The sequence below is a fragment of the Jeotgalibacillus aurantiacus genome (assembly GCF_020595125.1).
Classification (GTDB): Bacteria; Bacillota; Bacilli; order Bacillales; family Jeotgalibacillaceae; genus Jeotgalibacillus; species Jeotgalibacillus aurantiacus.
This window is the reverse complement of sequence record NZ_JACNMS010000001.1, coordinates 280,004-300,857: the sequence shown is the minus strand read 5'-3', so window position 1 is coordinate 300,857 and position 20,854 is coordinate 280,004. Positions and strand designations below refer to the sequence as shown.

At 45.7% G+C, this 20,854-nt stretch carries 19 protein-coding genes; 18 read left to right on the top strand and 1 reads right to left on the bottom strand.

What is annotated here, in order from left to right; all coding sequences use genetic code 11:
• Nucleotides 1-456, bottom strand: a complete 456-nt coding sequence (locus tag H7968_RS01405) for a GNAT family N-acetyltransferase (RefSeq protein ID WP_227394470.1) — start codon at nucleotides 454-456, stop codon at nucleotides 1-3.
• Between the two features lie 142 nt (nucleotides 457-598).
• Between H7968_RS01405 and galE the strand changes: the two genes are divergently transcribed.
• From galE to wecB, 18 genes are all read left to right on the top strand, one after another.
• Nucleotides 599-1,609: a UDP-glucose 4-epimerase GalE gene (gene galE, locus H7968_RS01400; protein WP_227394469.1), complete on the top strand. Its 1,011-nt coding sequence runs from the start codon at nucleotides 599-601 to the stop codon at nucleotides 1,607-1,609.
• Nucleotides 1,606-3,132 (top strand): UDP-glucose--hexose-1-phosphate uridylyltransferase, encoded by a 1,527-nt coding sequence (gene galT / locus H7968_RS01395; RefSeq protein ID WP_227394468.1) that lies wholly within the window; start codon nucleotides 1,606-1,608, stop codon nucleotides 3,130-3,132. The genes galE and galT overlap by 4 nt, the downstream gene beginning before the upstream one ends.
• The gene (locus H7968_RS01390) at nucleotides 3,129-4,073 is read left to right on the top strand and encodes an aldose epimerase family protein (protein WP_227394467.1); all 945 of its coding nucleotides are present in this window, start codon (nucleotides 3,129-3,131) and stop codon (nucleotides 4,071-4,073) included. The genes galT and H7968_RS01390 overlap by 4 nt, the downstream gene beginning before the upstream one ends.
• 714 nt (nucleotides 4,074-4,787) lie before the next feature.
• On the top strand, nucleotides 4,788-6,092 hold the full coding sequence (locus tag H7968_RS01385; protein ID WP_227394466.1) for an ABC transporter substrate-binding protein: 1,305 nt from the start codon (nucleotides 4,788-4,790) through the stop codon (nucleotides 6,090-6,092).
• Between the two features lie 79 nt (nucleotides 6,093-6,171).
• Nucleotides 6,172-7,026 (top strand): carbohydrate ABC transporter permease, encoded by an 855-nt coding sequence (locus H7968_RS01380; protein WP_227394465.1) that lies wholly within the window; start codon nucleotides 6,172-6,174, stop codon nucleotides 7,024-7,026.
• A gap of 14 nt (nucleotides 7,027-7,040) precedes the next feature.
• The gene (locus H7968_RS01375) at nucleotides 7,041-7,847 is read left to right on the top strand and encodes a carbohydrate ABC transporter permease (protein ID WP_406566353.1); all 807 of its coding nucleotides are present in this window, start codon (nucleotides 7,041-7,043) and stop codon (nucleotides 7,845-7,847) included.
• Between the two features lie 13 nt (nucleotides 7,848-7,860).
• Entirely contained in the window at nucleotides 7,861-10,113 is a 2,253-nt protein-coding gene (locus H7968_RS01370; RefSeq protein ID WP_227394463.1) for an alpha-galactosidase, read from the top strand.
• Nucleotides 10,110-11,303 carry a galactokinase gene (locus H7968_RS01365; protein WP_227394462.1) on the top strand — a complete coding sequence of 398 codons (1,194 nt, stop codon included), beginning with the start codon at nucleotides 10,110-10,112 and terminating at the stop codon, nucleotides 11,301-11,303. Before H7968_RS01370 ends, H7968_RS01365 begins: the two co-directional genes overlap by 4 nt.
• Before the next feature lie 18 nt (nucleotides 11,304-11,321).
• Nucleotides 11,322-13,253, top strand: a complete 1,932-nt coding sequence (locus tag H7968_RS01360; RefSeq protein ID WP_227394461.1) for a beta-galactosidase — start codon at nucleotides 11,322-11,324, stop codon at nucleotides 13,251-13,253.
• Nucleotides 13,254-13,341: 88 nt separating this feature from the next.
• The gene (locus tag H7968_RS01355) at nucleotides 13,342-14,352 is read left to right on the top strand and encodes a LacI family DNA-binding transcriptional regulator (RefSeq protein WP_227394460.1); all 1,011 of its coding nucleotides are present in this window, start codon (nucleotides 13,342-13,344) and stop codon (nucleotides 14,350-14,352) included.
• A 443-nt stretch (nucleotides 14,353-14,795) separates the two neighbouring features.
• Nucleotides 14,796-15,242 (top strand): low molecular weight protein arginine phosphatase, encoded by a 447-nt coding sequence (locus tag H7968_RS01350; RefSeq protein WP_227394459.1) that lies wholly within the window; start codon nucleotides 14,796-14,798, stop codon nucleotides 15,240-15,242.
• A gap of 16 nt (nucleotides 15,243-15,258) precedes the next feature.
• The gene (gene rpiB / locus H7968_RS01345) at nucleotides 15,259-15,705 is read left to right on the top strand and encodes a ribose 5-phosphate isomerase B (RefSeq protein ID WP_134375468.1); all 447 of its coding nucleotides are present in this window, start codon (nucleotides 15,259-15,261) and stop codon (nucleotides 15,703-15,705) included.
• A gap of 17 nt (nucleotides 15,706-15,722) precedes the next feature.
• On the top strand, nucleotides 15,723-16,256 hold the full coding sequence (locus tag H7968_RS01340) for a TIGR01440 family protein (protein WP_227394458.1): 534 nt from the start codon (nucleotides 15,723-15,725) through the stop codon (nucleotides 16,254-16,256).
• 89 nt (nucleotides 16,257-16,345) lie between these two features.
• Nucleotides 16,346-16,756 carry a nucleotidyltransferase substrate binding protein gene (locus H7968_RS01335; RefSeq protein WP_227394457.1) on the top strand — a complete coding sequence of 137 codons (411 nt, stop codon included), beginning with the start codon at nucleotides 16,346-16,348 and terminating at the stop codon, nucleotides 16,754-16,756.
• Complete coding sequence (locus tag H7968_RS01330; protein WP_227394456.1) at nucleotides 16,753-17,070, top strand: nucleotidyltransferase domain-containing protein; 318 nt, start codon at nucleotides 16,753-16,755, stop codon at nucleotides 17,068-17,070. The genes H7968_RS01335 and H7968_RS01330 overlap by 4 nt, the downstream gene beginning before the upstream one ends.
• A 214-nt stretch (nucleotides 17,071-17,284) precedes the next feature.
• The gene (locus H7968_RS01325) at nucleotides 17,285-18,520 is read left to right on the top strand and encodes a serine hydroxymethyltransferase (RefSeq protein WP_227394455.1); all 1,236 of its coding nucleotides are present in this window, start codon (nucleotides 17,285-17,287) and stop codon (nucleotides 18,518-18,520) included.
• Between the two features lie 204 nt (nucleotides 18,521-18,724).
• Nucleotides 18,725-19,354: a uracil phosphoribosyltransferase gene (gene upp / locus H7968_RS01320; RefSeq protein ID WP_134375476.1), complete on the top strand. Its 630-nt coding sequence runs from the start codon at nucleotides 18,725-18,727 to the stop codon at nucleotides 19,352-19,354.
• Between the two features lie 21 nt (nucleotides 19,355-19,375).
• Nucleotides 19,376-20,524 (top strand): non-hydrolyzing UDP-N-acetylglucosamine 2-epimerase, encoded by a 1,149-nt coding sequence (gene wecB / locus H7968_RS01315; protein ID WP_227394454.1) that lies wholly within the window; start codon nucleotides 19,376-19,378, stop codon nucleotides 20,522-20,524.
• The last annotated feature ends 330 nt before the right edge of the window (nucleotides 20,525-20,854 follow it).

Here is a 20,854-nt window from a genome sequence, read left to right as displayed (position 1 = left end):
TCAGCCGGTTTCTCTCTGCCATTTTAATAATAAATCAGGAAGGTTTTCTTCATTGTCAGAACTTCTCTCGATGACCTCAAAACCATGTTTATGATAAAATTCCTGCGCCTTGGTATTTATTTCAAATGTATAAAGTGAAAGTTCACCGGAGGAATTGTTTTTAGCACGGTTCAGAAGCTTCTCCCCAATCCCTTTTCCCTGATGATCCTGATGAATATAAAGCTGGCTGATTTCATTTTTATTGTAAGCAATTATGCCTGCAACCTGATTGTTTAATATAGCAAGCTCTACTGTGTAATCCCTGGACAAGATATGATTCAAAAAATGAATCTGATCCTCAAATGAGTGGCGTTCCCCCTGATGAATCGCTCTTTCTTTGCTGTCTCGCCACATCTGAACGGTTTCACTGGCATGGGATGGATGATAGGGAATGATGTTAAGTGAGTATTTCGCCATAACGGCTCCTTTCGACTCAGGCACTCGTGGTATGATAACTAAGTATAACCACAAAATTAAAGCGTTTTCAAAACAGGGTGGATTTTTACGAAATTAAGTAGTAAACTTTTAGTAAAATATCTAGTGAAAAGGAGTGTTTGTATTGGCGATTTTAGTAACGGGCGGTGCCGGTTATATCGGAAGTCATGCTGTTTTAGCCTTACAGCGTTTAAATAAAGAAGTGGTTGTGGTGGACAGCCTGCAGACCGGTCATCAGAGATCACTTCAAAACGGTGTTCCTTTTTACCAGGGTGACCTGAAAGATGCTGCGTTTCTGGATCACGTTTTTACAACTCATGATATTGACGCGGTAATCCATTTTGCGGCGAATTCACTTGTCGGAGAAAGCATGGAGAACCCATTTAAATACTTTGATAACAATGTTGGCGGGACACTTAGCCTGCTGACGGCGATGAATAAATACAATGTTAAAAAAATCGTCTTTTCTTCAACAGCGGCTGCCTACGGTGAACCGGAATCTGTGCCGATCAAGGAGACAGACCGGACTGAGCCGACAAATCCTTACGGGGAATCCAAACTTGCGGTGGAAAAAATGCTGAAGTGGGCGGACCAGGCATATGGACTGAAATATGCGGTACTCCGTTATTTCAATGTGGCCGGTGCGGATCATGAAGGGTTCGTGGGTGAAGACCACAATCCCGAAACGCATCTCATTCCGATTATTTTACAGGTGGCGCTTGGCAAGCGTGATGAAATTAAGATATTTGGAGATGATTACAAGACAGAGGATGGTACTTGTATTCGTGATTATATTCACGTTTCAGATTTGGTGGACGCTCATTTGCTGGCACTTGAAAAGATCGCGCAGACTGGACAGAGTAATACCTATAATCTTGGAAACGGCAGCGGATTCAGTGTGAAGGAAGTCATTAAAGCAGCCCGTGCTGTAACGGGACATCCGATTCCTGCGAAAGTGGAAGCAAGACGCGCAGGGGATCCTGCAGTATTGATTGCTTCTTCTGAAAAAGCACAGCGTGAACTTGGCTGGAAGCCTGTCTATACGGATATGGAAAAAATCATCGAGACCGCCTGGAACTGGTTTCAGAAGCATCCGGATGGATATGGTCAGGGCAGAGGGGGACATACATCATGACAATGGATCTTCAGATTGAGCGTCTCCTGCAATTTGGGATTCAAAAAGCGCTCATTCAGCCTGAGGATAAAGATTACACGAGAAACCGAATGTTAAATGTGCTCCAAAAAGACAGCACGGATCAACCGGGAGCACCTGATGAAAAACTGGATTCTGCGGTGCCAATTCTTCGACAGATCATTGACCTGGCAAAGCAGCAGGAGGAGCTTGGTCTAGAAACATTGAATGATGAAGATCAGCTTGATGCAGCCTTAATGGATTGTCTGATGCCCCGTCCGTCTGAGGTTCGTCAGACATTCTCCACTCATTATCAGAAGCATCCCGGGCAGGCTACGGATTATTTCTATCAGCTTTCTAAAGACAGTAACTATATCCGGATGGACCGAATTGCGAAAAATGAGCACTGGTACAGCAAAACTGAATTTGGTCAGCTTGAAATCACGATCAATCTCTCAAAACCTGAAAAGGACCCGAAAACGATTGCGGCAGAGCGAAATGCCAAAACGGTGAACTACCCGCTCTGTTTATTGTGCAAGGAAAACGAGGGCTATGCAGGGAGAGTCAATCACCCTGCCCGGCATAATCACCGGATTATTGACCTGAATCTAAATGGGGAGCCATGGTTTTTTCAATACTCTCCATACGTTTATTACAACGAGCATGCGATCGTGTTTTCCGAAGATCACCGCCCGATGAAGGTGTCAAAGGAAGGGTTTGAAAGACTGCTTGCTTTCGTTGAACAGTTCCCGCATTACTTCGTGGGCTCTAATGCAGATCTGCCAATCGTTGGAGGTTCTATTTTAAGTCACGACCATTTCCAGGGGGGACGGCATACATTTCCGATGGCAAAAGCGGAATCAATCTACAGCTTTGAGCTGAGCGGCTTTGACGAGGTTGAGGCCGAAATCGTGAAGTGGCCGATGTCAGTGCTTCGCTTACGTTCTAAAGATCGTAAGCAGCTTGCAGAAGCAGGTGGGTTTATTTTAAATCAATGGAAGCAATATTCGGATCCTGAAGCTGATGTCCTGGCGGAGTCAGCAGGAGAAAAACATAACACAATTACTCCGATTGCCCGGATGAATAGGGATCGGTTTGAACTGGATCTAGTTCTGCGCAATAACAGGACAACTGATGAGCATCCGCTAGGATTGTTCCATCCTCACGAAGAGGTTCATGCGATTAAAAAAGAAAATATCGGACTCATTGAGGTCATGGGACTTGCCGTTCTGCCAGGCAGACTGAAGGAAGAGCTTGCCGTACTTGGCGGTTATTTAGCTTCAGGTAATCTTGATTCGATCGATACAGATGAGCGCACAGCGAAGCATGCAGCGTGGGCGAAGGCACTGGCAACTGAAAAGCAGATAAACACATCAAATGTTGAGGGCGTATTAAAGCAGCGTGTCGGTGAGATTTTTGCAACCGTGCTCAGTCATGCAGGCGTATTCAAGCAATCAGAGGAAGGATTGCAGGCATTTAAACGCTTTACCAATCAGTTATCTTCCGTGCGGGGTGAAAAAGTATGACAGCATCATTCAAAGGGATCGAGGCATTAATCTTGGAAAACGATGTGCTAAAAGCCGTCATTTTACCGGATTTCGGCGGGAAGCTTGCCAGCCTTTACGATAAAAAAGCAGACTATGAATGGCTTTATCAGTCGCATCTTGATGAACTGAAACTGCCTCATTACGGTGCCAGCTTCAGCGATTACACGCCGAGCGGCTTTGACGAAATGTTTCCCGGTATTGATAAAGGGCCGCACCCTTTAAACGGAAAAATCGTACCGGATCACGGGGAAGTATGGGCGATGCCTTGGCAGGTCATCGCTAAAGGGGAAACGTGGATCACCATGAGTGTGGAAAGCCCGGTATTTCCGTATAAGCTTGAGAAAACCGTCACGCTGCTGAAAGACGGACTCGAGTTCCGTTATAAGGCAGAAAATACTGGCGAAGCACCATTTTCATATATCTGGACACCTCATGCGCTCCTTAACATGAACGAGCATACAAAAATTGAAGTACCGGATGACTGCACAGAGGTCATCACCGTTGAAAAAGGCACAAAGCACCTTGGAGAGTGGGGAACGCATCATCCTTATCCCGTCACAACCTCAAAGGGCACAGGAGAACAGCTCGACCTGTCGAGAATGGAACCGATTGAAGCTGAAACAGTCGAAAAGTTTTATTTTCTCAACCGGCTGAAACAGGGCTGGTGCCGTACCGTTCAGGAAGACCTCGGACGGAAACTCGTCTACACCTTCGATCCTGAAAAAGTTCCTTACCTTGGCGTCTGGAAAACACACGGCGGGTTCCAGGGAGACTACAACTTTGCACTCGAGCCCTGCACCGGCATTTACGACGATGTCTATGTCGCAGAAAAAATCGACAAAGTCTCAAAAATCCCACCCGAATCCAACCACAAATGGGTCTTCACCATGACGCTTGATGACGTTGAAGAAATGGAATAATATATCTCAAAACCGTGCCGGGTTATTCCGCAGAGAGTCTGCAGAATAACCCGGCATGTTGCGTATAGATCACCACTTCAAATTATCAAATCAATTACTTCACGCGGAAAAGAACTTAGTAAAACCCGACCCAACCACCGCGTCAAACAGTACCTGTACTTACTTTGAAAGCTTGCTTAGTGACTGTGGAAAGATTCCCTCACTCGCGCTGCTTATTCATTCGTTCCATAAAATAATCCCCTCCTTTGAAAAATGAATTCCTTCTTTCCAGTTCACCATTCCATCATTACACACCCCTACTTGTCGCGAAACCACTCTCACTCGTTGCACCAAAAACCTCCGCGTCAAACATCCTTTCACTCCTAATAGAGTAGTGGACTTACAATCTACCAAAGGACCGCCCACACCCGAAGACTCCTGTGGCGGAAAGGGACAGGTGAAACAGCGTAATGCGAAGCATTAGCTGGTTCACCGCCCGGCCACGGAAAGCGTAGGGTGTGGGCGGTCCGGCTTTTTATACATAAAACAACACAAACCCCACCCACCTATTTTACTAAAAAATTTTCAGTTAATTTACTAAAATATATTGACCTTAACAAAAAAATTTACTAAAATAAAATCAAATGTAAGCGGTTTCTTTCAAAGGGACAATCACAGCAGCTTGGATGAAGATCGCTCGCATCAAATTATTCATTTTAACAAGGGGGAACAAAAATGAAGAAATGGTGGTCGGCAACAGGTTTAGTCGCTGCAAGTGCAATGATGTTGGCAGGATGTTCAGGAACAGACGGTGGAAATGGCTCGTCAGGTGATGGTGAAGGCGGAAAAACGACGTTAACAGCCTGGGCATGGAACGTAAACGTTGGTGCTTTAAACGATGCGATGGAAATGTATCAGGAAGAAAACCCGAATGTTGAAATTCAGGTAGAAGATCTGGGCCGTCTTGATGTTTATGACAAGCTGTCAACAGGACTTGCTGCAGGCGGTGTCGGGCTTCCGGATATCGTACTGGTGGAGGATGACCGGATTGGCGGTTACGCAACAGCGTTCCCGGAAGGATTTGTGAATCTGTCGGATATGGGATTTGATGACAATGCTGATTTGTTCCCATCATTTAAACAGGAGCTTGCACAGGTAGACGGATCATACTATGCGATGCCGTTTGATGCAGGTCCGGGTGGCATGTTCTACCGCAGAGGGCTGTTCGAGCAGGCTGGTGTGAACGCGGATGAAATCGAAACGTGGGATGACTTCTTAGAGGCTGGTAAGAAAATTAAAGAAGAAACAGGCGCATTTGCCATGCCGCTTGATAAATTCAAGGATGATCCAACTTTCCGTATGATGCTGAATCAGCTTGGCACTTACTACTTTGATGAAAATGGCAACATTGATCTGACAAGTGATGAAGCGGTTATGGCGATGGAGAAGCTGATCGAATTTGAAGAAGCTGAACTGATTAAAGAAGTAGACGGCTGGAATGGTGTTGTTTCAGCAACGGTTGATAATTCTGTTGCGGCGATCCCGTTTGGCGCTTGGTACTACGGAACAATCATTGATCAGGCTGCTGATTCATCAGGTGACTGGGGCGTCTTCCTGCTTCCGGCATTTGAAGAAGGTGGCAACCGTGCATCTAACCTTGGTGGTTCAAGCTGGATGATCCCTGCTGGTGGAGAAAATGAGGAAGCGGCTTATGAGTTCCTTGAGTACTTCTCTACAACACCTGAAGTTCAGCTTGTAGCGATGCAGGATTACGGTTTATTCCCATCATTGAACTCAACGTATGAAGAAGAACTGTTCACAAGTGAAGATGAGTTCTTTGGCGGACAGAAGATCTGGGAGCTGTTTGCAAACCAGATGGCAGACGTTGAAACACCTTACTACACAGAAGATTATGCGCTTGGTTTAGATGAAGCGATTAAAGCGCAGGCTGATGCCTTTAACGGTATGGATCCTGCAGAAGCATTGAAAGCAGCAGCGGAACGTCTGGCAGAACGGACGGATCGTGAAATCAATAACTAACTGACAAGAAAAGAGATTTAGCAGGACCCATTGCTAAATCTCTTCTTCTTTTAAATGAACGAGTGAAAGAAGGTAGAAGATGAGATCAAAAACGTTAGTACCTTATATGTTTGTTGCACCAGCCGTTATATTATTCTCTATTTTTATGGCCTATCCGATTATCTACTCTTTTATCTTAAGCTTTCAGTCAGGACAGGGAAGCAATATGGAGTTTACAGGACTAGACAACTTCGCACGGCTTTTCAGTGATGATATTTTTATTACTGCACTTAAAAACACTTTTATCCTATTAATTATTCAAGTACCGATTATGATTTTCCTCGCACTCATTATTGCGAATCTCTTGAACTCAGCATTACTGAAATTTAAAGGCGTGTTCCGGGTATCGTTTTTCCTGCCGGCAGTAACGTCATTAGTAGCATACTCGATTATTTTTTCAATCATGCTGATGAACGACGGGGTTGTGAACCAGTTTATTACAGCAATTGGACTCGACAGTATCCCATGGCTTTCAGATCCTTTCTGGGCAAAAGCATCTCTGATCATTGCGATGACATGGAGATGGGTGGGTTATAATATGGTCATTTTTCTTGCAGGACTTCAGAATATTCCAGATGAGCTTTATGAAGCAGCAAGTATGGATGGCGCAAGTAAAATCAGACAGTTCTTCTCGATTACGATTCCGAACTTAAAGCCGGTTATTTTGTTTACAGTGATTCTTTCAACAATTGGAACACTTCAGTTATTCGATGAGCCGTTTGTTTTAACAAAAGGTGGACCGAGTGATGCGACGCTGACAATCGGGATGTACCTTTACCAGACAGGTTTCCGATTCTTTGATTTCGGTTATGCTTCAACGATTGCATACGTGATCGTAATCCTTATTGCAATCATGACATTTATCCAATTTAAAGTGACGGGTGATCAGGAATGAAAACACAAAACAAAATGAAAAAAGTATCGTTATTAGCCGTGTTAATCATTGGTGCACTCGTGTCACTGTTCCCATTTTACTGGGCAGCGATCGGGGCAACGAATACGAGTGGAAGTATGTTCTCGAAGCCTCCGACTCTGATTCCGGGCAGCATGCTGATGGAGAATATCCGCAACCTGGATGAGTCAATCGGTATTAGCCGTGTCATGTTTAACTCTTTATTTATTGCCACAACGTATACCATTTTAGCTTTGTTTATCTGTACGATGGCTGCTTATGCATTTGCGAAATTCCAGTTCCCTGGACGCAATGTCATCTTTACGATTTTCCTTTTGTCGATGATGGTACCGTATCACGCCACGATCATTCCGCTGTTTAAAATGATGGCGGCGCTTAATTGGCTGAATACGTATCAGGCTGTTATTTTACCAAACCTCGCTTATCCGTTTGCGATTTTCTTAATGAGACAAAATCTGCTGGCGTTTCCAACGTCACTTATTGAAGCAGCAAGGATTGACGGAGCGGGTGAGTGGAAAATCTTTTTCCGCATCGTACTTCCGTCCATGAAGCCGGCACTCGCTGCAACTGCGATTTTCTTGTTCCTGTACCAGTGGAACAGCTTCCTATGGCCGTTAATCGCACTTTCAACAACGGATATGTACACGTTCCCTGTGGCACTTTCAACATTATTTGGCCTTTCGCGTATCGATTATGGTCAGGTGATGGCCGGGGTAACCATTGCAACGATTCCAATCATTATATTCTTCCTCCTTCTGCAGCGTCAGTTTATCTCAGGGATGCTTGGAAGCGCAGTGAAATAAGGAGACTCAGGCGATGCCGATATTTGTTCATGACTCAAGACAATTTCATCTGCAGGGCAGAAACGTCAGCTATGTGATCCGTCTGCTGGACAACGGACAGCTTGAGCAGACGTACTTTGGAAAGAAGGTAGCGGATCGGAGTGATTTCTCCGGTCTCGCACCTTTACCGGCTGAACCGCTTGGAAACGCCAACTTTCCATTAAAGGACAGTTCATTTTCTCTGGAATGGACCAGGCAGGAATATCCTTCATTCGGGACCTCTGATTTCCGCGAACCAGCACTTCAATTGACGGAATCAATCGGATCCAGGCTGTCTCATTTCACCTTTTCCGCTTATGACATCGTAAAAGGGAAACCTTCACTTGCAGGTCTTCCTGCGGTTTATGCAGAGGCGGAGGACGAATGCGAAACGTTGAACATCACGCTGGAGGATGACATTTTAAATGCCCGTCTTATTCTTTCTTACACCGTGTTTCATGATCGGGACGTCATTTTACGGCATGTGGAACTGACGAACACAGGTAAGGAGTCATTTAGCATCAACCGACTGATGAGTGCTTCCATCGATTTACCTCATTCGGACTTTGAACGGATTCAGCTGGATGGCGCGTGGATTCGCGAGCGGCATCTCAACCGCGCGAAGCTTCAGCCGGGCCTCCACGTCATAGACAGCAAGAAGGGAGTCAGCAGTTCCTGGCACAATCCTTTTCTTGCTCTTTGTTCACCTGATACTTCGGAAAACGAAGGGGAAGCAATCGGTCTGAACCTCATTTACAGCGGGAATTTCAGAGCGAGTGTTGAAGTAGACACCTATGACACAACGCGGTTGATGATCGGGTTAAATCCATTTGACTTCAGCTGGACACTTGGGTCTGGTGAATCCTTTCAAACGCCTGAAGCTGTGCTTGTCTATTCCGCATCAGGCTTAAACGGTATCAGTCAGAGCTTCCATTCCTTATATCAGGATCGCCTGATCAGGGGAGCGTGGAAAACGAAGGAACGTCCGGTATTACTGAATAATTGGGAAGCCACTTACTTTGACTTTGATGAAAAGAAGCTCGTCAGTCTTGCTGATTCCGCATCGGATCTTGGCATTGAACTTTTTGTACTCGATGACGGCTGGTTTGAAGGACGCAACAACGATAAGACTTCACTTGGTGACTGGACGGCTGACCTGAAAAAGCTGCCGGAGGGTCTTGGCAGCCTGGCTGATAAAGTGAGAGAAAAGAAAGTCTCATTCGGGATCTGGGTGGAGCCCGAGATGATCTCTGAAAAGAGCCGTTTGTATGAAACGCATCCGGAGTGGGTCCTTCGTGCTCCTCATCGGCCTCACACACCCGGCCGTCACCAGATGGTGCTTGATTTGACGAAGCAGGACGTGCAGGACTATATAATAGAAGAAATTTGCAAGGTTCTGGAAGAATCGAACGCCTCGTATGTGAAATGGGATATGAACCGGACGCTGACAGAAGTGTATTCGGATTCGCTCCCTGCTGATCGTCAGGGGGAGGTGCTGCATCGCTATACACTCGGTTTATACAGGGTGCTCGATGCAATTACATCAAGATTTCCGGATGTCCTTTTTGAATCGTGTGCAAGTGGTGGGAACCGCTTTGATCCGGGAATGCTCTATTACATGCCACAGACGTGGACGAGCGATAACACGGATGCCGTTGAACGGTTGAAAATTCAATACGGCACTTCACTCGTTTATCCGGTTTCCTCAATGGGGGCGCATGTTTCAGCTGTTCCGAACCATCAGACGGGCAGGGTCACGCCGCTTGACTTCAGGTTTCACGTGGCGATGTTCGGTGCATTCGGATACGAGCTGGATCCGGAAAAAATGAATCCTGCAGACAGGCAAGCGGTTGCAAAACAAATCGAACGTTTTAAAAGTGAGAGAGGCTTACTCCAGTTTGGCACGTTTTACCGACTGCTCAGCCCGTTTGAAAGTAACGATACAGCCTGGATGACGGTTAGCAAAGATCAGTCTGAAGCCATTGTTGCTTTTTACCGCGTGCTGGCAAAGCCGAATAGTAGCATGAAAAGGATCAGATTAGCCGGATTACATCCGGAGTCGGAATATGAAGTTGAGTGGCAGGAAGGCAGCCGCATCCATACACGTACTTACTTTGGGGATGAACTGATGAACATAGGCTGGCAGGTGCCGCCATTTTATAACGGTACGGTAAAGACCGCACACACACATTTTTATGGAGATTTTCAGTCAGCTGTATGGAAGTTCAGGGAGGTAAAGAAAGGATGATCAGAATGAAGACGATCACAGAAGCGTTTATCAGTCAGTTTGGGGGGAGCAGTGAAGAGGTCCGCGTATTTTTTGCGCCCGGCCGTGTGAACCTGATTGGCGAGCATATTGATTATAACGGTGGGCATGTCCTTCCTTGTGCACTTGAGATTGGCACGTATTTAGCTGTGAGAAAACGTTCTGATTCCAGACTCCTTTTTTACTCGAAAAACTTTCAGGATAAAGGGGTGATTGAAGCGGATCTTTCAACGCTCGTGAACGATCCGGCACACAGTTGGGCGAACTATCCGAAAGGGGTCATCAGCTTCCTTTCAGACCGGATCGGGTCAGAAGGGTATGAATTTTATTTCTGCGGCAATATCCCTAACGGAGCGGGGTTATCCTCATCTGCATCCATTGAACTGGTGACAGCTGTCTGCCTTAATGAAATGAATGGGATCGGACTTTCAAGCATAGAGCTTGTGAAGCTGAGTCAGCAGGTGGAAAATCAGTTTATCGGCGTGAACTGCGGTATTATGGATCAGTTTGCGGTAGGATTCGGCGAGGCGGATCAGGCGGTTTTACTGAATTGCGAAACGCTCGAATACCGCTACGTCCCGCTGAATCTTCCTAATCACTCGATTGTCATTGCCAACACAAATAAACAGCGCGGGCTCGCAGATTCCGCCTACAACGAGCGCAGAGCGGTATGTGAGTCGGCACTCGAGAAACTAAAGACGGAATTTCCAATACAAGAACTGTGTCATTTAAATGAAGGTCAGCTTGTCCAGGCAGAGCAATTATTAGATCCTGAAGAAAAACAGCGCGTTCGCCACGTAGTGACTGAAAATGAACGGACGTTAAAGGCCGTTGATGTGCTTGAGCAGGATGATTTGTTTGCTTTTGGCGAACTGATGAAGGCCTCTCATCTTTCTCTGCGTGACGATTATGAAGTATCCTGCCTTGAGCTTGATGCCATGGTTGAGGCTGCATGGAAACAAAAAGGCGTGGTTGGCGCGAGAATGACAGGAGCCGGATTTGGAGGCTGCACAGTCAATATCGTGGAAGATCAGCACGTTGAATCATTTAAAGCCAATGTAAAAGAGGAATACACAGCAAAAACAGGGTTAGTTCCTGAATTCTACACTGTCAAAGTAGGTCGTGGAACACGTGAACTGACTGGCGAAGAAGTAACGCAGCTTCAGCTTTAATGGAGGAGGAATCAGACGATGTATGTGGGAGTCGATTATTATCCGGAGCACTGGCCGGAGGATATGCTTGAAAAGGATTTAGACGGAATAAAAGAGCTGGGTGCCAATATGATCCGTATCGGGGAATTTGCCTGGCACCTGATGGAATCAACAGAAGGGTCTTTTGATTTTTCCTTTTTTGATAAAGTAATTGAAGAAGCCAAAAAGCGCGGCATTGATGTGATGTTTGGAACCCCGACAGCCACTTTCCCCGCTTGGCTTGCTAAAAAACATCCTTCCATTTTATCTAAAGACGAATATGGGCATGTGCGTGCATTTGGTGGGAGACGTCAATACTGCTTCAACTCAGATGAATACAACCGCTATGCAGCAAAAATCACTGAGGAAGTCGTGAAGCACTATGCCAATGAACCGGCAGTCGTAGCCTGGCAGATCGATAATGAATTTGGCCACGAAGGCAGCGACTGGTGCTTCTGTGAACAGTGTCACAGCAGTTTCCATCAGTTCCTTGAAAAGAAATATAAGACTGTTGAAGAATTAAATGAACGCTGGGGCACGATTTTCTGGGGACAGACGTACAATGAATTCTCAGAGATTCCGATGCCTGTTCCGACTGTGACCACGCACAACCCTTCACTGAAGCTGGATTATTCACGCTTCCGCTCCGAATCCGTGAACGGTTTTGCACACCGGATGACAGACGTTGCGAGAAAATACGCGGGTGCTCACCAGCCGATTACAACCAATGTTTCCGGCGGATTTTTCGATAAAGCCTTTGATCATGCAGAAAACGTTCGTCCGATGGATTTTGTTTCTTACGATAATTATCCTGTGTGGGGCGGCTTAACTGAACCGATTCCACCTGCCGCGATCGCGATGACGCATGATTTCAACCGCGGGCTGAAAGATCAGAACTACTGGATCGTAGAGGAACTGATGGGAGCACAGGGTCATAACGTCATTGGCTATCTGCCACGGCCAAATCAGGCGAAAATGTGGTCCTACCAGGCATTTGCCCATGGCTGTACCAACATGCTGTACTTCCGCTGGCGCGGGATGACAAAAGGAGCTGAACAGTTCTGCTTCGGTGTGGTGGATCAGGATAACCGCTACGGACGTAAATTTAAAGAGGTTCAATCACTGTTCAGTGAAATTCTTCCTTATGAAAATGTGTTGAACCAAAAAGTCGAGTCAGATATTGCCGTCCTCTATGATTACGATAATATCTGGTCTTGGAAATCTCAGGTGCAGAGTGCGAGTTTTGATTTCAACGCAGAACTGATGCGTCTTTATACGCCGTTCTATCGTCATAATGCATCCATCGACGTGATCCCGGCTGATCGTGATTTTGCAAAATATCGCGTATTGCTCGTTCCTGTAATGCAGATCATTGATGATGAACTCGCTGCCCGTCTGACGTCGTTCGCTGAAGCGGGAGGCACGATCATCTTCTCGTTCCGCGCAGGCTTAAAGGACCGCGACAACAATATTCACTTCAAACAGACGCTGCCGGGGCCGGTAGCAGAGCTTGCGGGTATTGAAATTTACGAAACAGAAGCATTAGCTGCTCACCAGTCCGTTCCGGTACAATCCACTGACGGCAAAAAGGCAGAAGGAAGAGTATGGCGCGATCTGGTTACAGTTACAACGGCAGACGTGCTATATAAGTATGCCGATGAATTCTATGAAGAACGTGCAGCGATGACTGTAAATTCATTTGGTGAAGGAAAGGTGTATTACCTCGCAACGGGTCTTGCCACAACTGACCTTGAGCCGCTTGCACTGAATCTGATTCAGGAGCACGGGATCTGGCATGCTGAAACGCCGGAGGGGACAGAGGCGGTAAAACGCGATAATCATCTCTTCCTGATGAACCATACCGGGATCGAACAAAAGGTGATGGGTGAATCACTACCGCCTTATGGTTCGAAAGTGGTAAAGTTAACGTAAGTGAAAAATAATAAATCTCAGGGGAGAAGTGTCTTCCCTGAGTGCTGATAAAATATCTGAACCGGAGAACGATGGGTGGTGATCGAAAATGGCAACATTAAAAGATATTGCAACAAGAGCGGGTGTTTCGCTCGCAACCGTTTCCCGTGTACTGAATGACGATGTCAGTCTGTCTGTTACGACAGAAACAAGGGATCGCGTCATGACGATTGCAAAGGAAATGAATTACCAGGGAGTCAGGCGAAAAGCAACCGTGAAAAAATCCAAAACATTGCGGGTGGGGCTTGTCTACTGGTACTCAGAGGAGCAGGAGTTAGAGGATCCTTATTATCTTTCTGTGCGGCTGGGCGTTGAACGCGCCTGTGTGGATAGGAGCATCAACCTTGTCAAATTGTATAAAAATCAGGACACATTCCGGGTCCGCAATGATGCTGCACTTGACGGAATCATTGCAGTCGGGAAATTCAGTGTGGAAGATCTGGATGAATTTAAAAAATGGACAGACAAGCTCGTACTCGTCGATTTCACACCATCTGACCAGGTAGACTCCGTTGTCGTTGACTTCAGAAAAGCGATGATTGATGTACTGCGTCACCTCATTGATCTCGGGCACGAGCGTATCGGCTACATCGGTGGACATGAATATGTGCACGGCGACGAACTGATCAAGGATGAGCGTGAAGTGACATTCTATGAATACCTGTCTCTTTATCATACGTTTGATCCTGCCTTTATCTGGACCGGGAAGTTCACCGCTGAAGACGGCTATGCCATGATGAAGGAAGCGCTGAAGCTTAAGAATGGTCCCTCGGCATTTATCATGGGAAGTGACTCGATGGCCATCGGTGCCATGCGTGCCCTTCATGAAAAAGGGGTCCGCGTACCTGAACAGGTCTCCATCGTCGGCTTCAATGATATCGAAATGTCCCGCTATCTGCAGCCATCCCTGACCACCATTCAGGTCCATACAGAATACATGGGAGAAGCAGCGATTGATCTGCTGCTCGAACAAATCAATCTGAAGCGGACCATTGCCAAAAAAGTCGTGCTGCCAACATCACTGTTAGTGCGTGAAAGCAGCGGACCGTATACAGGATAGCAGAAACCTCTGATGGTGATCATCGGGGGTTTTATTTTGGTTTACGAACTGGGAGGCTGTTCGTGGCGAACAGTACAAATAAGTTTTGAAACGATACAAATGCAGAGTTGATTCGATGTGAAAAACAGCAGGAACATAACAAAAATGGTGGCTCTGAAGTGGAACGATACAATTAAAAATTTGAACAGTACATAAATTCTCTCAATCGATTGAATAAAAAATCCTTTCTTTCGATTTAAAAACCTTCACGAACGATACAATTCCCGCGGAGTCACGCCCCCAACCTTATGCAATAAATCTCTCAATACCATCATCAAACAAACGTTTAATTAACCGCTTGCTTCAAAACCCTCCCGCGCGAAAAAGTGTCTAAATTGTGATAGAATAAGGTGCAAGGTATAGGAAAACCTAGAACGTAAAGGAATTTTACAGGGGGTGCAGTCATGAGGATCCTATTTGTATGCACAGGAAATACGTGCAGGAGTCCTATGGCAGAAGCGATTTTGAAAAATCGTCTTGAAGAGAAAATAGAAGTCCGGTCAGCCGGATTATTTGCGATGGAGGGCGGAAGAGCTTCTCATAACGCGCAACAGGTAATGGATGAGCAGGGACTTTCCCATGATCACCGTTCTCATACCGTGAACCAGAGTGATGTACACTGGGCGGATTACGTGTTTGCCATGACAAGCGCTCACAAAGCGATGCTGATGGATCAATATCCGTTTGCAGCAGATCGTATCTTCACCTTAAAGGAATTTGCGTCAGGAATGGGGCTGGATATTTCAGACCCTTATGGCGGTTCAGTTGATATGTACAGACAGACGTTCAGAGAAATTAATCACTTAATGGATGGCATGCTGGCGAATCTTCAAAAGCAGAGCCAGCAATAAAGGAGGATCTTTACTAATGAAGGTAGCATTGGCATCAGATCACGGCGGAATTAATTTACGAAAAGAAATCGCTGATTTATTAACGGAAATGGAAATCCCATTCGAGGACTTCGGGTGTGACTGTGAAGGGTCTGTCGATTATCCTGACTATGCACTGCCTGTCGCAAAAAAAGTCGCGTCAGGTGAATTTGACCGCGGTATTCTGATTTGCGGGACAGGTATTGGCATGAGTATTGCAGCGAATAAAGTAAAGGGAATCCGCTGTGCGCTTGTTCATGATACGTTCAGTGCAAAAGCGACGCGCGGGCACAACGATTCCAACATGCTTGCGATGGGTGAACGTGTCGTTGGACCAGGACTTGCACGTGATATTGCAAGAATCTGGCTGTCTGAAGAATATGAAGGCGGACGTCACGCTAATCGTGTAGGCAAAATTACTGAGTTTGAAGCGCAGGAATCTTAACGAAAAGAGGAATCGCAATGAACCAGGAATTGCTGGAAATTTTGAATGAATATCAGGAACAGTCTTCTTTGAAAAAAGGTCAGCTTTTTGTTATTGGCTGCTCTACATCTGAAGTGATCGGGCAGAAGATTGGAACTTCGGGGACAGATGAAGTGGCAGCTGATTTGTTTGATGGGTTCAAAACCTTTTCTGAACAGACTGGCATTCATCTGGCGTTTCAGGGCTGCGAGCATATTAACCGTGCGCTGATCATGGAGCGGGAAGCAGCGGAAAAGTATGGCTTCGATGAAGTGACAGTCGTTCCTGTCCGTAAAGCCGGGGGTGCGATGGCTTCCTACGCTTACCGTCATTTTAAAGATCCTGTAGCCGTTGAACGTATTCAGGCACATGGCGGAATCGATATCGGGGATACGCTCATTGGCATGCATTTAAAACCGGTCGCCGTCCCTGTCCGTGTCAGTACCAAAACACTCGGTGAAGCACACATCACACTCGCCCGCACCCGCCCGAAGCTGATCGGCGGAGCGAGAGCAGTATATGAGCTTGAATAAACCAAAAACCGGCCGTAGAGCCGGTTTTTTCTATAACGATTCATCTATAATAGTAAGCAAGAAGTTAAAGTGAGCAGGGAGGTACAAAAATGGACGTTAATCATCGTAAGTTATTAAACAGCCTGAATAATCTTAAGCTGGCCGTCACAAGACTCGAAGAAGCTTTATCAGAAGATGCAACGAATCCACTTATTGTAGATGGAACGATACAACGGTTTGAATTTACCATTGAACTTTTTTGGAAGACGTTAAAAAGGGCTCTTCAATCAGAGGGGATAGAGACTAAAACACCTAAAGAAGCTTTAAAAGAAGCATATCAAGCGGGATGGTTAAATGACGAGAGCGCGTGGCTTCAAATGCTGAAGGACCGGAATGAAACGTCACATACGTATAATGAGGAATTAGCCCGTGAAATACTTGCACACATTCATCAGTATTTTCCTGAAATGAAAAGGGTAAGTGAGTTTGTTTTGAATAAATATCAGGAGGGGTCAAGTTGATTCCTGTTAATCTTAAAAATAACCTGATTGACATTGTTGCTGCCTATCCGGACGTTAAAAGACTTTTATTATTTGGTTCAAGAGCACATGGGGATTATCAAGAAAGATCAGATGTTGATTTAGCGCTTGAAGCGCCTGGACTATCAAATGATTCGTGGCTGTTGTTATGCCAGGAGATAGAAGAGCTTGAAACATTGTTGAAAATAGACCTTTTAAGATTGGATGCAGCTCCTGAAAAACTCCTTCATGATGTTCAGCGATGCCATAAGGTTTTATTTGAACGGACAGGAGAAGAAACTAATTTGACGTTTTAGGCTGTGAAATGATAATACCCGTACCAGGTCATTCGTTTGGAATGATCTGGTACTCTTGTGTAATACTTCACCTCATTAGCGATTCTAACAACCTATTTGTCTATTCCTTCACAATCTCTATTTTCACAATCGTTAAAATCATGTTAAGATTAAGTTGATTTTTGACCACGACGGGACGGGTCCCGACGATGACATGAGGGAGGATTCACACACAATGAATAAGATTCAACAGCAGGATCAGGCATTGTTTGAAGCAATGCAGAATGAACTGAAACGTCAGCGTACGAAAATTGAGCTGATCGCATCAGAGAATTTTGTAAGTGAAGCAGTCATGGAAGCGCAAGGATCTGTATTAACGAATAAATACGCTGAAGGTTATCCGGGCCGCCGCTACTATGGCGGATGTGAGTATGTGGATGTTGCTGAAAATCTGGCACGCGACCGCGCGAAAGAGATTTTTGGTGCAGAGCACGCGAACGTGCAGCCTCATTCAGGTGCACAGGCCAACATGGCGGTTTATTTCACGATTCTTGAGCCTGGAGATACAGTGCTTGGCATGAATCTGTCTCATGGAGGTCATTTAACGCACGGAAGCCCTGTTAACTTCAGTGGGGAACTATATAATTTTGTCGATTACGGCGTTTCTGAAAAAGACGAGCGTATTGATTATGAAGATGTGCGCCAGAAAGCACTTGAGCATAAGCCGAAGCTGATTGTGGCTGGTGCGAGTGCCTACTCACGCACAATTGATTTCGCGAAATTCCGCGAGATTGCTGATGAGGTTGGTGCCTACTTAATGGTTGATATGGCCCATATTGCAGGTCTTGTTGCAACAGGTGCTCATCCAAGCCCTGTGCCGCATGCAGACTTCGTGACAACGACAACACACAAAACACTTCGTGGACCACGTGGCGGAATGATTCTTTGCAGAGAAGAATTTGCGAAAAAGATTGATAAATCTATTTTCCCTGGCGTTCAGGGTGGCCCGCTTATGCATGTGATTGCAGCGAAAGCGGTAGCCTTTGGTGAAGCGCTGAAGCCTGACTTTAAAGAATATATTGATCAGGTTGTCAAAAATGCACAGGCGATGGCTGAAGCATTTAAAAATCAGGGGATTGATATCGTATCTGACGGAACGGACAATCACCTCGTTCTTGTAAACCTACGCTCTCTGAATCTTACGGGTAAAGTGGCTGAGAAGGTACTTGATGATATCGGCATCACTGTAAACAAAAACACGATTCCTTTCGATCCGGAAAGTCCGTTTGTCACAAGCGGTATCCGTATCGGAACACCAGCTGTTACATCACGCGGATTTAAAGAAGCGGAAATGGTTGAAATTGCCGAGCTCATTGCAGACGTGCTAAAGAACCATGAAGATGAAGCGAAGCTGAAGGAAGCAGCGGACAAAGTAGAAGCGATCACAAGTCGTTTTGAACTATACGTTTAATGAAAGAGGTCCCTTAACGGGGGCCTTTTTAGCGGTTGCAGGGCCATTCCTTCATACGGTTCTTGTCAAAAAATCGGAAGTGTGATAACTTTCGTAAGGATTTGTTTTATAATAGAAGGAACGTTTTACAACATAGCAGTGAAGATGAAATGAGCGGGGCGAATGCTGCTCATTCAGTTCGACACAAAAAGAGGAGTGACTGGTGTGGGAAAAGTACACGTATTTAACCATCCGTTAATTCAGCATAAGCTGACATTTATCCGTGATGAAAAAACAGGAACAAAGGATTTCCGTGAATTGGTGGATGAAGTGGCAACACTGATGGCATTTGAAATCACACGCGACCTGCCTTTAGAGGAAATTGATCTTCAAACACCGGTAAGTGCAACAAAAGGAAAAGTCCTATCCGGTAAAAAACTGGCGATCGTGCCAATCCTGCGAGCAGGAATCGGAATGGTTGACGGGATCCTGAAGCTGATTCCGGCAGCGAAGGTTGGACACGTGGGCCTATACCGCGATCCTGAAACATTAAAGCCTGTTGAATATTACGTCAAGCTTCCGTCTGACGTGGAAGAGCGCGATTTTATCCTGGTTGACCCAATGCTTGCAACGGGCGGATCAGCGGTTGAAGCGATCAACTCCCTGAAAAAGCGTGGAGCAAAAAACATTAAGTTCCTTTGCCTCGTTGCCGCACCTGAAGGCGTAGAGGAGATCAAAAAAGCACATGATGATGTAGACATCTACATTGCTGCCCTCGATGAAAAGCTGAATGAAAAAGGTTATATCGTACCGGGTCTTGGTGACGCCGGCGACCGTTTGTTTGGAACAAAATAAACCTGTACGAGGAGATTATTCATGTCGAAACGAATTAAAGTCATGACGATTTTTGGTACGCGTCCTGAGGCCATCAAAATGGCTCCGCTGGTTTTGGAATTAAAAAAGCAGTCCGATAAATTTGAGCCGATTGTAACGGTGACAGCACAGCACAGACAAATGCTGGATCAGGTACTTGAGATATTTGGAATAACACCGGACTATGACCTGAACATTATGAAAGATCGCCAGACATTGTCAGGCATTACAACACGTGCGCTCGAAGGTCTTGAAAAAGTGATGCAGGAAACAAAACCTGATATCGTTCTTGTTCACGGTGATACAACGACCACATTTGTAGCGAGCCTTGCTGCATTTTACAACCAGATTGCAGTCGGCCACGTGGAAGCGGGTCTTCGCACGTGGAATAAATACTCGCCTTACCCTGAAGAGATGAACCGTCAGCTCACTGGTGTCATGGCGGACCTTCATTTTGCGCCGACAGATCAATCAGCGCAAAACCTCTTAAACGAAAACAAAAAAGAGGAAACGATTTTTGTTACAGGAAATACAGCGATCGACGCACTTTCTACGACAGTAGATGAAAATTACACAAGTGACATCCTTGACGGGTTAGGCAATGACCGACTGATTCTTGTGACGGCTCACCGTCGTGAAAATCTCGGTGAACCGATGAAAAACATGTTCCGCGCGATTAAACGGGTAGTAGATGAGCAAAAAGACGTTCAAGTCGTTTATCCTGTCCACCTGAACCCTGCCGTTCGGGAAATTGCGCAGGACATTCTTGGCGGAGATGACCGTATTCACCTGATCGAGCCGCTTGATGTCATCGATTTCCACAACTTTGCATCAAAAGCACACCTGATCCTGACCGATTCAGGTGGTGTGCAGGAAGAAGCGCCTTCACTTGGTGTACCTGTACTTGTTCTTCGTGATACAACCGAGCGTCCGGAAGGAATTAAAGCCGGAACTCTGAAGCTTGCCGGAATTGAAGAAAAACAGATTTATTCAATGGCAACTGAACTGCTGACTGATGAAGCAGCATACAAAGCAATGGCTCAGGCGTCAAATCCTTATGGTGATGGCAAAGCATCCGAGAGAATTGCAGATGCGATCCGTTATTATTTCAAGGAAACGGACGAGCGCCCAGAGACGTTTAAAGTGTTGTAAGAAATGGTTTGAAACCGGAACTATACTCTTAATGAGTGGTTCCGGTTTTTTTATGGAAAGAAGTGCGGTTTTATGTTGGGATCTTAAGTGGGAAGACGGACTGGGAAAGAGTCCAAGTTGAGAGCTCTATTGGATTCCATCACTAAAGTGAAAGATTCCCTCTTTCTAAAAATAAATCCCTTCTATTCAGATTTTAATTCATTCTTTCCAGAAGTTAATTCCTTCACTCAGTCTACCGATCACCTTTATTCCATCACTAAAGCTGCCGGATTCCTTCACAAAATTCGATCATTCCATCAAATCAGTGCACAATTCCATCAAAGTCTTTTT

Coding starts and splice junctions, on each gene's coding strand:
- H7968_RS01405 (WP_227394470.1), bottom strand. CDS start 456: ATGGCGAAATACTCACTTAACATCATTCCCTATCATCCATCCCATGCC.
- galT (WP_227394468.1), top strand. CDS start 1,606: ATGACAATGGATCTTCAGATTGAGCGTCTCCTGCAATTTGGGATTCAA.
- H7968_RS01390 (WP_227394467.1), top strand. CDS start 3,129: ATGACAGCATCATTCAAAGGGATCGAGGCATTAATCTTGGAAAACGAT.
- H7968_RS01385 (WP_227394466.1), top strand. CDS start 4,788: ATGAAGAAATGGTGGTCGGCAACAGGTTTAGTCGCTGCAAGTGCAATG.
- H7968_RS01380 (WP_227394465.1), top strand. CDS start 6,172: ATGAGATCAAAAACGTTAGTACCTTATATGTTTGTTGCACCAGCCGTT.
- H7968_RS01375 (WP_406566353.1), top strand. CDS start 7,041: ATGAAAAAAGTATCGTTATTAGCCGTGTTAATCATTGGTGCACTCGTG.
- H7968_RS01370 (WP_227394463.1), top strand. CDS start 7,861: ATGCCGATATTTGTTCATGACTCAAGACAATTTCATCTGCAGGGCAGA.
- H7968_RS01365 (WP_227394462.1), top strand. CDS start 10,110: ATGATCAGAATGAAGACGATCACAGAAGCGTTTATCAGTCAGTTTGGG.
- H7968_RS01360 (WP_227394461.1), top strand. CDS start 11,322: ATGTATGTGGGAGTCGATTATTATCCGGAGCACTGGCCGGAGGATATG.
- H7968_RS01355 (WP_227394460.1), top strand. CDS start 13,342: ATGGCAACATTAAAAGATATTGCAACAAGAGCGGGTGTTTCGCTCGCA.
- H7968_RS01350 (WP_227394459.1), top strand. CDS start 14,796: ATGAGGATCCTATTTGTATGCACAGGAAATACGTGCAGGAGTCCTATG.
- rpiB (WP_134375468.1), top strand. CDS start 15,259: ATGAAGGTAGCATTGGCATCAGATCACGGCGGAATTAATTTACGAAAA.
- H7968_RS01340 (WP_227394458.1), top strand. CDS start 15,723: ATGAACCAGGAATTGCTGGAAATTTTGAATGAATATCAGGAACAGTCT.
- H7968_RS01335 (WP_227394457.1), top strand. CDS start 16,346: ATGGACGTTAATCATCGTAAGTTATTAAACAGCCTGAATAATCTTAAG.
- H7968_RS01325 (WP_227394455.1), top strand. CDS start 17,285: ATGAATAAGATTCAACAGCAGGATCAGGCATTGTTTGAAGCAATGCAG.
- wecB (WP_227394454.1), top strand. CDS start 19,376: ATGTCGAAACGAATTAAAGTCATGACGATTTTTGGTACGCGTCCTGAG.